This window comes from Dictyobacter arantiisoli, assembly GCF_008326305.1.
GTDB lineage: Bacteria > Chloroflexota > Ktedonobacteria > Ktedonobacterales > Ktedonobacteraceae > Dictyobacter > Dictyobacter arantiisoli.
This window is the reverse complement of the sequence record NZ_BIXY01000017.1, coordinates 1-13,286: the sequence shown is the minus strand read 5'-3', so window position 1 is coordinate 13,286 and position 13,286 is coordinate 1. Positions and strand designations below refer to the sequence as shown.

Below are 13,286 nucleotides of genomic sequence, written 5' to 3'. Positions count from 1 at the left end.
ACGCGTAGCGCTAATAGGCTGAGTAGGGTCAACAACGTAGTTCAGTTCCGTCGCCTGGAATGAATCTGACTGAGAATGGATTTATCCTTGATATGTGTATCGTCTGCCAGCAGCAGGGCTTTGGAAAGAATGAGCGCCAGGAGCATATCCCCCTCAAAGGGCAGGAAGAACTGACCCGCGGTCGCCTCGCGTACCTTTGTATCATACACAATGCAGAGGTATTGATCCCCTGGCTCCATCATAATGTTGCCCGATCCCAGATGAATACGATAGGTACAGAGATGCCCTCGGACACGGAGATACCGCTCCTCAAAAGTACAGCGTTCCCCCATCTCCAGCATTGGGACCAGCCGCTCCAGAATCTGTTTCCTTCCCTGCGCGGAGAGCGAGAGTTCGTCTTGATTGTAGAGCCGCCAGTAGTCTTGCAGCGCTCCCTCTTCAGCGCCGTTGTAGCCATTGGGGTCAGCCCCCAGGCTGGTCACGCTGACAAACAGATCAATGTCGCGCATCACCTCGGAAAAGACCAGCGGTGGCACCTGTTCCAGCGGCTGGCGTTGCATGCCATAGCCATAGGGGTTTCCCGTCCCCAGCCGCCCAAAACGGACCTGCGAGGTGATGAGGTAGCGAGGGATCTCAAACTCCTCCTCCGCCATGTTGACCTCAAATTCTGCTCGTATACTCAGATGCGGCAGGTCTAGCCTCACCGGATCACCGCTGATGGACCCTTGAAAGCTGCTGTGCAAGGAAAAGGTCCAGCCACGCGCCCGCGCCAGGGCATTGAGTTGATGTTGACGAATGTAGTGTCCAGCAAAACGTCGTGAGTGATCGCCGCTGACCCGTTCCGCATCCGTGAGCGGGTAGATTTCGCGGTGCGCCTGCTTGAATGGTTGCGTGATGCGCTGCGTTTCCAGCCAGACGCACCAGCGCTGAACCTCCTCGCGCGTACTCATCAGGGGGTGCCAGAGCGAGACCAGCGCCTCCTCTGGGAGCGCCACCGGCTGCGTGTCAGGATCAACCAGCGCTCCTTGATACCAGATCATCTGCCAGCTCTGTGAGCCGTTGCTGACCTGCCAGATCAGATGACGGGCCAGCACACTGAGCAGGGGATGCTCCAGGTAGCGCTCACGCCAGTCTTGCAGGGTCCAGTGCCGCTCATGGAGAAACAGGCGCTCCAAGCGAGTGCGCTGATCGGTCACCAGGTGCTCGATATCCTTGACTAGCCGGGTCAGGGCCGTCAGTTGCTCTTTTGCGGTGCGCTTCATCGCCGCTGGCAGGTTCTTTTGCGGCTCTCCTGCGGGGTCCAACCAGCGCTGTTGCACTCCTCTCCCGCTCACCGTGAGATGGGCGTTCCAGTTCTCCACCGCGATGTGGAGTTGGGCATCTTCAAGCTCGAATGTGGGGATCATTAACTCTTCCAGATCCAGGCGCGTCATCTGTTCGCGTTGCGCCACGGCGTCAAGCGCTTTCCCGATTCTTTGCTGATAGGAAGCCTGTTTGACCGCCCGGCGGACGCGTTCTAGCTGCGCGATAGCATCCCGCCCTCGCATCCCTTCCAGGCTGATGACCGCCGCATCCCCCGCCTTGGGGCAGCGTGGTCCCACTCCTGGCATTTTGTGATAGCCTTCGATTGCCACATCGGCCAGCAGCGCGGCCTGAGCGCGGTCACTACTCCCGATGGAGAGCCAGAGGAGTCCACGCAGAATATCCGAGTTGTTCCCATCCATGCGTTCCCCTTTTGTGTGCGTGAAGAAGCTGATCCAGCGATAGAGGGTGTTGGTGAAGGTAGCGCTATCCAGGGCCGCAACCAGACCTTGCGCCTCCTGTTGCCAGTGAGCGGTAGGAGCGACAGAGGTGGCTCGTACACAGTGGTGTAAAAGCGCCAGCCAGTGATCACGCACCTCGGTCGAGAGGGCCTTGAGTTCCGCGAGAATCGGCAGCGCCCACGCGTCAGGAAGGAGTGGAGAGTCGAACGGGTAGTCGCGCTTCAAAAGCAGGCTCTGCAACGTCAGCCGAAATCGACGAACATGAGCGGCGTCGCCAATGGGATGTTCCACTGCTTCAAACAGCTTGCGGATGGCTTCCAGATCAGGATAACAGGTCTCAACCACTTCGGGCTGATCAAAGTAGAAAGCAAAAACATCGATCAGCAGAGGAGAGATGCGCCAGAGCCGGTTCCCGTTCCAGAGCCGGTTCCCATTAGTGAAGAGCGTGCTCGTTATCATACCTTGCAACATGGTATGAATATCCTCTGGGCTGAAGGGCAACGTTTTTTTGCACAGCGTCCTGAAGAGCAAATGTGCCTGTTCATCCTGGTGAGATTGTTGGGAGGCATCAGGCATTGTCTGGCGATTGTGTGCTTCCTGGAGCAGGAGAGAGAGCAGCCGTATCGTTGCCTGCGGCGTCAGTTTCTGCTTGAGGAGCTTGAGGACCGCAGGCTCGATCTCTTTAGGCGTACCACAGGCCAGATCCTGATGATAGGCAGCAAGGAACATCTGAAGTTCACGCTCACTCTCAAATGGGGCGGGAGCAGCCTGCAACACATCCAGCAATGGCCCTGCGCTCCCAGGAAAAAGCGCACGCCGTAACTCAAGCCATATCATATTTTCCCAATCGGAGGGCCCGGACCACCCACATTGGGAAACAGCTTCATAGAGCTGGCTGATTTCTTTCTCAAACAGGGCCAGCAGTTCTGCCGACGTGAACCGGGAAGTCACGGCTTTGAAGAGAGTATACAGCGTATGTTCGGCCAATCTTCCCCTGTAATACCCTTTAAACTTATAATATCCTCCCCTGTGATACCCATTGCTACGCAGCAGGAGAATACGACTCAAGGAGCCAAGGATAGCACGCACATCTTCATGGTTATACGGCAAATCCGAGGTGCAGAGAACATCTAACAAGCAAACGGTCTGAAAAAAGGGGGGAGACGTCTGCTGAGAAGGCTCATACCAGGCATAGGCCTCCTGCAAAGCCTCCTGGATAAGTTGCACCTTTAAACGTGGGTAGGCCTCCTGAAGCAGCATTTCTGTCACCGGATGCGATGAGGTATTATTATAGGTGTCCAGTTCCTGATGATAGGTCGCCAGACAGATTTGGGCCTGCTCTTGCAGAGATGGTCCCTCGCCTCTGCCATATGCACGCAAAAGCGAGGCCAGACCGGGCGGATTATCGGCAAACAACAGATTGCCCAGCATCATGCGAGCGCGATAGGCCTCCTGATAGGGATAATAACCGCCCCAGTGTGCTGCCAGAGCATGCAAAGAGGTCAATTCCTTCTGACATCGCGCAAAAAACTCTTGCTGTCTGAGCAACGGTTCCAGGCGCAACAGCAGATCGAACACAAGTTCATTGGTTGCATTTGCATGATGATGACCTTTGTACCCTTCTCTAGAAAGATGCTTCAGGATATCCTGGAGCAGCCCCCGCACGTCGTCACTGCTATACGTGAGGGGTTCTCTCCCCACTCTCTTCAGTAGCTGCATTGCCTGCCGGAAGGGAGTATCCTCCCAGTCTGCACTTTCAAACGTCAGGTCGATTTCTTGCAGGGTCACGCGCACCAGTTGCACTTTTAACTGGTTATTTGTCTCTTGCAGGAGCAGATCAAGGGCAGGATGGTCCCAGTCCTGGTGCGAAGGTTGTGTGAAATCTCCCATTTCCTGACGGTAGGCAGCAAACACGGCCTGCGCATCCTCTGCTTGAGGCTGATGGGCGCTGCTGGTGAGACGTTTGAGCAAGGGCGCCAGGATCGGCAGCCGCTGCTCTTGCTCGCTGATTGACATCGTTATCCTCCAATAAGGGGAATTAATTTCAAAAATGTGATAGTCGTCTGATCTGTGAGGTGAACAGGCGCATCAAGTTTTGTCATTTGCCGCCCATTGATCAGCACAAGATAGCGTCTTTTCTTAAATGCCTCTATAGCCCGTTCATAATGGGTTTGCCAGTCTACAGGTGGGGCCGCATCAGCCTGTGGGGGGTCAACAGGCATGAGAGTGATCAGACAGAGCGACTGGCTACGTTTTTGCGCGTTATATTCGCTCACTTCTTGATAGATCCGGCTCCGCAGAATTTCGCGCAGCGTGCTCTGTTCCTCGAATATATCCATCTGCCAGGGTGATTGTTGCTGACCCTGTAGCGAGGCGTCCTGAAGTGTAATGGTTGGCATTATGCCTCCTCTTTTAATTTCCGTCTCCCTAGTATTCTCACTTTTCTGACAGAAGATGGAAAGAAAAGCAACAGAAGTACTATCCGTTTCAGCATTGGGGTCGTCTACAGGTGGTTCATGATATTCGCCAGCATATTAGGGGTAGCGCTACACAACAGCTTGACTCAGATCTGTGGCTTGTAAAACTTGCATCGCCTGTACCTTCCCCCCCACACCCACGCCTCAAGCTTCTAGAAAAACTTGAGGCTTCCCTGCCCTTTTCCTTTGTGGCTGGAAGAAGAAAGTGAAGAGGCTCCTCTTGATTCGTAAGCAGCCGATCTTTGTCCTTCGCCCATCAAGCTTGCTTGATGGGCATCTCTTCTCTCTGCAATATAACAAATTACTTTATGATAGGATTTTACACGTATCCTCAGCTTACCTCTATGGGATGCAATTCCCTGCACCCCTGCCCTTCAAATAAAGCTTGACAGCAAGTGAGCAGCAAAATCCCAATGGTATTGGGAGGCTGACACATTCTCACCCAAATAGCCCATGCTCCTAACGGAGCGCCCTGAACCATGAAATTGCTCCCAATTTCATGAGAATAGGATCGTTGCTTTGCATTGACACTTATATTATGCTAATAGTCTATTTCACTGATTGATAACTGTGACGAAAGTTTTTGAAAATATGGAACAGAATATGGGGCAGACTGATAAATTGCCATTAAAGCCTCCTACCCTCTCACCCACAGGAAAACGCCCTAAAAATGCAGGAGTTGCGCCCTTATGGATTTCAACGATAGCAGCCTTGCTCTTTGGTGCACTCTATGCGATTTTGCCGGAGTGGATTACCGTGGGTCCCAGTTGGATACTCCTGGTGATCGAACTTATTATAATTTTACCTGGAACCATTGCCTACTGGCTGAATCATCCCTTTTCGATACGCACCAACCGTATCCTGGCATTTGTGCTCTTAGGCATTATCACCGTCTCGCTTATCTCAGGCATTGTGCTGTTGGTCGTCACACTACCTCAGAGGCAACAGGGGATACAAGCGATTGGCTTATTACGTACAGGGACATTGCTCTATCTCTGCAATATCCTGGTATTTGCACTCTGGTATTGGGAGATTGATGGAGATGGTCCTCACAAGCGTTTTCAGGCTGGACATCAAGCCAGCGATTTTCTCTTTCCACAACAGATAGATGGCAATAGCTGGGGCTGGGCACCGCACTTTGTGGACTATCTTTTTTTAGCCTTCACAGGGGCAACAGCACTCAGCCCCACCGACACTTATCCGCTGACCAGGCCTGCTAAATGCTTGATGATGATTGAAGCAATCATCGCCATGACAATCCTTACCATTTTAATTGGCCGTGCGATCAATATTGTCTGAGATAGTCAGCACAGTTAATCTGCTTGTGTTTGAGGACAGAAAGTCACAACCTGTTCAGCACTGTTATGTTCCCGGTGCAGTACACTTCGTGCAGACGTTGTTGTGGCCACCTCTCGTCCGTGTTTAAAGACATGTAAGCGAGCCGGGAGGAGACGTAATGCCTCAAAGGCATTTGGTGCATCCAGGATCAGGAAATCGGCTGGCTTCCCTTCCTCAATACCATAGCGATCCTGAATGCGTAAGGCCCGTGCCGCGTTGGTGGTAATCAGATTGAAAACGGCATCTATCTCTTCATATCCGCTCATATGGCAGAGGTAAAGGGCCAGTTGTGCCGCCGCTAACATATCACCGCGTCCCAGCGGGAACCAGGGGTCCATAATCGAATCATGTCCCAACGCCACATTGACACCTGCAGCCAACAATTCTTTGACGCGCGTCACGCCACGGCGCTTGGGATACGTATCAAAACGCCCTTGCAGGACAACGTTATCAAAAGGATTAGCGATAACATTCATCTGCGCGCGCGCCAGAAGGCCGATGAGCTTAAATGCATAGGCATCATTATAAGAGCCCATGGCGGTACAATGGCTTCCCGTGACACGTCCCTGCCAGCCCTGCTCAATCGTATCGGCGGCCATGATCTCTGTAAAGCGAGAAAGAGGATCATCGGTCTCATCGCAATGACAATCGATATCGCAGTTAAATTCCTTTGCCAGCGAAAAAGCATAGTGAACATCCTCCACACCCATATCTCGTGTCCACTCATGGTGGGGAATGCCCCCCACAACGTCACATCCCAACTCCATCGCTTTACGCATCAATTCGCGTCCATTGGGGAAGGAAAGAATACCATCTTGTGGGAAAGCCACCAGTTGGAGATCACAGATATCATGCACCTCTTCGCGCACCTCAAGCAGCGCCCGCAAGGCGGTCAGGTTGGGATCGCATACATCTACATGACTGCGGATATGCAGGGTCCCCTGTGCCACCTCCCACTGAATCTCTTCCAGCACGCGTCGCTTGACATCCTCACGTGAGAGGCTCGGCTTGCGCTCACCCCAGATTTGAATTCCCTCAAGCAATGTACCAGACGAGTTATAGCGTGGCTGACCAACAGTCAAAACAGCATCCAGATGAACATGTCCATCAATAAAGGGAGGAGAAACGAGCCGCCCCTCGGCATCAATCACGCGCGTGGCGGATAAAGCCGATAAATCTTGCCCAATCCGGCTGAACATTCCATCCTGAATAGCAATATCCACCAGTTCTGACTGACGATGCAAACGAGCATGACGAATCAGCACATCATACGACATAATTTAATCCTTTCTTGACCCAGGTAACCAGCGCAAGCTGATAACTGGCAGACCTAAAAAAGAGGTATCCCCGAAACCAGGGAGACCTCTCTATAGTAACCGAATTAGGAGTGGCTCAAGCAAGCAGTGTCGAGGGAATAGGATTAACGAGCACTGCGCTTTAACTCAATCGGACGAAGGATGAGATAGACAATCGCAGCTACCACAACACCCAGCTCCAGGCCAAGATCCATGCCATCTAATGCTTTGGCGAGAGGGCCGGTGAACAATGTCTGTGAAGCCCCAAAATAGACCCCGACCAGACCCAGCAACATTGCGATCATCGCCGCCCAACCAAGTGGTAATTTGCTGCGTGTATTCCAATCTTCAACGTTGTATTTACCGCGGCGGAAGCGGAAATGCTCCAGGATCAGGATAATGGACCAGGGTGCCAGCCAGTAAGCGATCAGTAGTAAGAAATTATCCAGTGTTCCACTAAAGTTTGCTGACGAAGGAATAGCAATGAGGATGTAGATCACAGCCCCGATCAATGTCCAGACGGCACGGTTGATCTTCTGAAAGGGCTTCCCCAATACCTGCATCGTGAGGCCCAGGCTGTAGTCATTCGGAATATTATTCGCAATGACACTCAGCGCCAGTAAAATCATAATAAAGGTACCAACACCGCCCAGAGGCTTTAAGACCAGAGAGAGCGTATCACCCGTTGAAGCCCCTTTGGGATTGTAGGCAACCACGGTCGAAACGGCTAAGCCGAGAACTTCCAGGATCACACAGGGAATGGTTACACCCAGGAAGGTTAACCAGAACACGCGACTGGCGGAGGTATCTTCAGGCTGGTTAACGTTGTAGTCAGCCGCATAAGAACTCCAACCGGTAGCAAAGCCATAAATCGCGCCACCGTAAGAGATCATCGCTGCGAATGTCCCCAGGCTAAAGACAGGTGCAGGTACAATTACGGTATGGGGGGCAGCCAGTACGATCATCAGCGCAAAAATAATCGCCATGGGAATCCAGGCAAAACGCTCATAGCGATGCACATATTTATATCCATAAATACTTACAATCGTTGTCAAAATCGCGATGACAATAATGCCAACCCAACTGGGCACGGCACCATTGCTCAAAGCTTGTACCAGTTGCGCACCTACAATTACATTAACTGCTGACCAACCAATACATGCCGCGATGTTGAAAAACGCCATAATCACGGTTCCCCACCAGCCAAATGAGAAACGAGTGATGGTCATCTGACGGAGGCCGAGCTTGGGTCCAAGGGTTGCGAAGAATGCAACGGGCAAGACTCCCAGGATGTTAAAAATAATGATAATTGCGACGCTTTGCCAGAAACCAAGCCCAAATATAGGCACAGCTAATGTGCCCAGGGCAACGGTAGAAAGAACCAGATTTGCCGACAGCCACATCGTAAAATTGTCAAAAATACGCATGTGCGTGCGGGCATTGGGAGCAACACGCTCAATACCGCGTGTTTCAATGCCACTTTCGGCAATGGCATTCTCAATGGTATCAGTAGCCAAGGAAGTATCTCCTTTAAGGATGAAAAAATTAGGGGCAACATAGAAAAAACGCCATACAAAAAATACGTACAGCGCTGTACACAAATATGTGGGATCTCTTACCCAATTATAACAGGCAATGATTATGTCTTGTCAACTCATCAATAACTTTTCAATTTGCAGCTATAGCAAAAACCTCCACCATAAAAATGCAAGGAAAATAGATAGTTCATACAATTATTCCTTCAATTACCTATAAACGGCACGTAGCATGAATTGTACCTCCATGTGGAGATATCAACAGGAGAAAAACACATAGAGATATAGGGAAATTCACATTGACACAGAAGAGTAAATTTATGCTGTCATCAATTTTTGAGCAAATTTGTAAGAAAACAGTGTAAACTCTAGACGTAGCGCCAGAAAATGGGTACAATGGCTCATATATAGTTATGGACGGAGTATCCATATGAAGCTAACCTGTATCGGGCGACCAATGGTGTAACGCTCCAGTGATGCACCATTGGTCGCCCATCAACACATTAGAGTACTATTTTGTTCACAGGGTTCGAGGCTTCTACAACAACCACGGTTCCAATGATTGCAGCAGTGGTGACAGACGCACACCTGTGCTATCATTTGTCAGATCAGGAGGTTGTATGTCTTTCAAGGCAAGTACAAATCATCAGCTTCCCCCTCCCTATTCTCCCGCCGATTCTGAGCTCACGCTCGAACAACTGCAACGTGAGAACAGCGAGTTGCGCAATGAGATCGAGGTTCGCACTCAAGAAAATACCTTACTGAACGAAGTTATCTCCACCGTGGGCTCAACGCTGAGGCTTGATGACGTGTTACGGCACCTTGTGGACACAGTCGTCCGCGCCACTTCCTGCCACATTGCATTCATCTATCTGTATGATAAAGACAAGGAACGGCTTGTCCTGGCAAGCACGAATGAACAGTACCATCATCTGGTAGGTAAGATTACAATGGGGGTCGGAGAAGGCATTGCCGGTTGGGTTGCGCTTCACCGCAAAGCAGTGTTCCTCACTGATGAGGCACTCGATGATCCGCGCTTTTGTTATTTTCCTGAACTTGAGGAAGAAAAATTTCAGTCCATTATGACCGTACCAATCATCACCAAAACCCGTCACTTGATCGGGGTGATTACCGTACAGGCCATTGCTCCTCACGAATTTACGGATCAGCATCGTCTATTTATAAGTAACACAGCATCATTGGTTGCCAGTGCAATCGAGAATGCGCAGTTGTATGAAAATACCCAGCGCAAACTCAGTACATTAACAACGCTGTCCGTCTTAAGTCAAACGATTAGTTCAGGCCTGTACCTCGATGATATGCTCCGCTCGCTCGCGACCCTGACTGTTCAACTAATGGAGGTCGATCTCTGTGTGATTATGCTGATGGATCAGGCCCGTGAACGCGATATGGAATCCTCCCGACAGGCCAGACGGCTGACCGTACGAGCTACGTCTCCCAATCTCAATGATCGCGGGCAATTCCATGCTATCGATATTGATCGCACCACCCTTGAACGTCTCCGCGAGCTTAATGAGGCAAATCTGAACAAGGATAGCTCCCACGCATCGCTTGACCTTGATTACGAAAATGAGCATACCCTTGAACGCCTGAATCCACTCAAAGATAATCAGTATCGAACGCTGGTATCCGCCCCCCTGATTGCTGGTACCGAACAATTGGGACTGATTAATTGCTACTCCAATAAGTCCCGTCGCTATGCACCTGAAGATCAAACCCTCCTGACAACTATCGCTAACCAGGCGGCAATCGCGATCAAAAATAGTTACCTGGTAAATCAGTTAGCACAAAAGAATCTGATCAAGGGCTTCTTTGATGATCTGATTCAAGGCACCAATGACTCTGAAGATTCATTGCGCCAGCGCGCACACTTCCTGGGTTGCGATCTGACACGACCACACGCCGCAGTAATGATCGAGATTACCCATGTGGATGCTCGTTGGGATGAGGAAACGTCCACACAGAAACAGGGGAAAATCGAGCGTGGACGCACCGCTCCGTTGGCAGGGAACAGCGAAAACACAGGTCTTACCCAGGGGGCCTCTTTGCAGGCAGCTTATAAACGCATGAGTGGAATTATCCGCCGTCGGATCCAGGATAATTATTCAGGAGCTATCTTCTACGAACATGAGAACCTGATTACTTGCATTATTCCTCTCAGCAAAGATCCCAGTGGTACACGCTTAAAAACCTGGCTGAAGGATCTGGCTCAACAGATGCGCAATGAGTATGACGTCTTCTTATCTATCGGTATTGGCAATACCTGCCAGTATATAGCAGACTACCGGCGCGGCTTCGCAGAGGCCAATGAAGCCTTACAAATGGGACAAAATTTGCAGGATTCGAAGGTGAATGATGGTAAGCGTCCACCCATTGTGACACACTTCAACGATCTCGGCGTGTATCGCTACCTCTACAAAATTGCGCATATGGATGATTTACGTGATGTCTTCCAGGATCAAATCGCACATATTGACAATTATGATCGACGCAAAAATACAGATCTGCTCGATACCCTCGAAACATATCTGGAATGCGCGGGGAACCTGACCAAGACATCCGAGAAACTCTTTGTCCATCGTAATACGCTTATCCAACGCCTGGAACGTCTACAATCGCTCTGTGATATTGATTTACAGGAACGCGGTAACTGGCTGACCTTACAGGTCGCTATCAAAGTCTATAAACTCCGCAATAGCGGAGAATAACCGCCCTCGTTCACAAAAAGTAGCCTGCTCATAATTCCTTATGAACAGGCTACACTAGCTGATGCCGGCAAGTTAGTGATAATGATTTCCCTCTTCCCTCGAGGAAAGCAGAACTTGCTCATGCTCATGGTAATCGTGATTATGATTACCATGGTCATGATTGTGTGCGCTGCTGTTGCTAATCAAGCAGCAATACAGGCTGGTCTCCTGGCAGCATGACTGCTGATGATCTTTACATTCGCATTGGATCGTTGCGTGGCTGATATTGTACTTGCTTTGTAATAAAGAGTTAACCTCTGTCAAAAGGCGCGCGTTCTCTACGCCGGATAACTCGGTGGTCGAGATATGACAGGATAACGTCAACATTCCACTGGCAATACACCAGACATGCAGATCATGTACCGCATTGACGCCTTGAATCTGTTTCATATCCCCCACTAATTGCTCCAAAGAAATCTCCTTTGGTACAGCCTCCAGCAAGATATCCGTCGTCTCACGCACAATACCCCAGGCGCCATAGGCTATATAAAGAGCGATCGCAACTGACAACAAGGGATCAACAAAGGTCCAGCCAGTCAACAGGATAATCACACCACCCAGAATAACCCCGACCGAGGCACCGACGTCCCCAAAAACATGGAGTGAGGCGGCTCGTATATTGAGATTATGGCTGTCTTTTTGCAGGCCAAAACCAATGAAAAGATTGATCACGATGGCAATTGCCGCTGCCACGAACATAATCAGCGGTTGCACTGGCGTTGGATGCTGGAAACGCTGGATAGCCTCCCAGGCAATCAAAATGGCAATAATAATCAATATCACCGCATTTAAAAGCGCCACCAGGATACCAACACGATGGTAACCAAACGTCTTTCGTTCATTTGATGGCCGTTCAGACTGTATAGCCGCAAACCAGGCTAATCCCAGAGCAAACAGATCCGTGAGGGTATGACCAGCATCGGAAAGCATGGCCAGCGAATGCGAGAAAATACCGCCCAGTAAACCTGCCAGTAGGATTACTATGGTCAGAAAAAAAGCTGTTCTTAATGTGTTGCGTGCCATCCCATGCGTATGGTCATGATGAGCGGAATGTGCATGCGAATGCGAATGTGTATGTGTGTGTTCCACACTCATTAGCATACCTCCTGCTCTGACGGTTCATTGCTATGGTCAATACCCATATGTAACAATTGTCGGATGTGATTATCCACCAGTCGATAGTAGACCACCCGACCAACTTTACGCATGGTAACCACTTTATGCTGACGCAAGACACGTAATTGATGCGAAATTGTCGTATCATCACGTCCAAGGCCCGTAGCTAGATCGCACACGCATAACTCTCCACCGGGAGCAATTAATAAAGCGTGGAGCACCTGTAAACGGGTGGGATCACTCAGGACGGAGAAGAGGGTCGCAATACGCTGGGCTTCAGCATTCTGAAGGAGAGCATGGCGAATTGCCGTAACATGTTCAACGTGAATAACGCGCTCCTGGCATAACTCATCCATAGCAGGGTCAGACAGAGATGGCTGCGCAGACACTGATCTGGTAGTCATAGACTTTTACCTTTCACGCATACCTGTACAGACATGCAGGTATCATAGAGATAGTATAGCACAGATGCAATGCATCCTCAAGATCTGGCAGCACAAAAGCAGGGCTTTTTGGTAGTCCCGTTTCACCGTGAAAGCTTGTCAAGCAGTAATTGGCAAGCTTCATGAGGCTGGGCGCAGTAATGACGCATTTGTTTTGCAACATTGGAAACGCTCAACCAATCCATTAATGCTAAGATTCCTCCATTTAAAGCTGCAAGCGCTTGTGGTGCGTTTTTGATGCGAACTTGACAGGCATCTTCTCCTAATGTCACATCACGTCGATAGTGCAGACGGTTTTCGATGCACCAGTGTTTTTGATTCAACTCCAAAATGCGCCTGGCACTTGCCTTCTTTCTCGGAAGATTCGTCACGCCATAGACAATTTCTTCTCGCTCTTCTTCTCCCTTTTTCACCCATCGGCGCATCTTAAACACTTGTGCGATATGAGACCACTCTTTCTCGAACCATTCATTCATCTGGACACTGGTCCAAATTTCCCGCACTTCTCGCCTCCCATGACCCTTCTGTACCTTCTTGTCATATCCCCATTC

The 13,286-nt window shown here is 50.2% G+C and carries 9 protein-coding genes; 2 read left to right on the top strand and 7 right to left on the bottom strand.

Features of this window, described 5'->3' with window-relative positions:
• Positions 1 to 41: 41 nt before the first annotated feature.
• Both F1593_RS07740 and F1593_RS07735 read right to left on the bottom strand, forming a co-directional pair.
• Positions 42 to 3,779, bottom strand: a complete 3,738-nt coding sequence (locus F1593_RS07740; protein WP_149400987.1) for a DUF4132 domain-containing protein — start codon at positions 3,777 to 3,779, stop codon at positions 42 to 44.
• Between the two features lie 2 nt (positions 3,780 to 3,781).
• A complete protein-coding gene (locus F1593_RS07735; RefSeq protein ID WP_149400986.1) occupies positions 3,782 to 4,162 on the bottom strand; it encodes a hypothetical protein in 381 nt (126 codons plus the stop codon).
• Positions 4,163 to 4,843: 681 nt separating this feature from the next.
• On the opposite strand from F1593_RS07735, the gene F1593_RS07730 reads away from it, so the two are divergent.
• Positions 4,844 to 5,539, top strand: a complete 696-nt coding sequence (locus tag F1593_RS07730) for a hypothetical protein (RefSeq protein WP_149400985.1) — start codon at positions 4,844 to 4,846, stop codon at positions 5,537 to 5,539.
• Positions 5,540 to 5,553: 14 nt separating this feature from the next.
• Here the strand turns inward: F1593_RS07730 and codA are convergent, their stop codons facing one another.
• Positions 5,554 to 6,855 (bottom strand): cytosine deaminase, encoded by a 1,302-nt coding sequence (codA, locus tag F1593_RS07725; RefSeq protein ID WP_149400984.1) that lies wholly within the window; start codon positions 6,853 to 6,855, stop codon positions 5,554 to 5,556.
• 143 nt (positions 6,856 to 6,998) lie between these two features.
• Entirely contained in the window at positions 6,999 to 8,390 is a 1,392-nt protein-coding gene (locus F1593_RS07720; protein WP_149400983.1) for a purine-cytosine permease family protein, read from the bottom strand.
• A gap of 638 nt (positions 8,391 to 9,028) precedes the next feature.
• On the opposite strand from F1593_RS07720, the gene F1593_RS07715 reads away from it, so the two are divergent.
• Positions 9,029 to 11,137 (top strand): GAF domain-containing protein, encoded by a 2,109-nt coding sequence (locus F1593_RS07715; protein WP_172631943.1) that lies wholly within the window; start codon positions 9,029 to 9,031, stop codon positions 11,135 to 11,137.
• 72 nt (positions 11,138 to 11,209) lie between these two features.
• Here F1593_RS07715 and F1593_RS07710 read toward each other — a convergent pair whose 3' ends face one another.
• The 3 genes from F1593_RS07710 to F1593_RS07700 form a co-directional block, all read right to left on the bottom strand.
• The gene (locus F1593_RS07710; RefSeq protein ID WP_149400981.1) at positions 11,210 to 12,271 is read right to left on the bottom strand and encodes a cation diffusion facilitator family transporter; all 1,062 of its coding nucleotides are present in this window, start codon (positions 12,269 to 12,271) and stop codon (positions 11,210 to 11,212) included.
• Positions 12,271 to 12,696 carry an ArsR/SmtB family transcription factor gene (locus F1593_RS07705; protein ID WP_216368809.1) on the bottom strand — a complete coding sequence of 142 codons (426 nt, stop codon included), beginning with the start codon at positions 12,694 to 12,696 and terminating at the stop codon, positions 12,271 to 12,273. Before F1593_RS07705 ends, F1593_RS07710 begins: the two co-directional genes overlap by 1 nt.
• 122 nt (positions 12,697 to 12,818) lie before the next feature.
• Positions 12,819 to 13,286: ISAs1 family transposase (locus F1593_RS07700; protein WP_149400980.1), on the bottom strand; the 468-nt coding region annotated here is incomplete at its 5' end.

Excerpts from the sequence above, each read along its gene's own strand:
- F1593_RS07715 (WP_172631943.1), top strand. The coding sequence starts at position 9,029 with ATGTCTTTCAAGGCAAGTACAAATCATCAGCTTCCCCCTCCCTATTCT.
- F1593_RS07735 (WP_149400986.1), bottom strand. The coding sequence starts at position 4,162 with ATGCCAACCATTACACTTCAGGACGCCTCGCTACAGGGTCAGCAACAA.
- F1593_RS07705 (WP_216368809.1), bottom strand. The coding sequence starts at position 12,696 with ATGACTACCAGATCAGTGTCTGCGCAGCCATCTCTGTCTGACCCTGCT.
- F1593_RS07710 (WP_149400981.1), bottom strand. The coding sequence starts at position 12,271 with ATGAGTGTGGAACACACACATACACATTCGCATTCGCATGCACATTCC.
- codA (WP_149400984.1), bottom strand. The coding sequence starts at position 6,855 with ATGTCGTATGATGTGCTGATTCGTCATGCTCGTTTGCATCGTCAGTCA.
- F1593_RS07740 (WP_149400987.1), bottom strand. The coding sequence starts at position 3,779 with ATGTCAATCAGCGAGCAAGAGCAGCGGCTGCCGATCCTGGCGCCCTTG.
- F1593_RS07730 (WP_149400985.1), top strand. The coding sequence starts at position 4,844 with ATGGGGCAGACTGATAAATTGCCATTAAAGCCTCCTACCCTCTCACCC.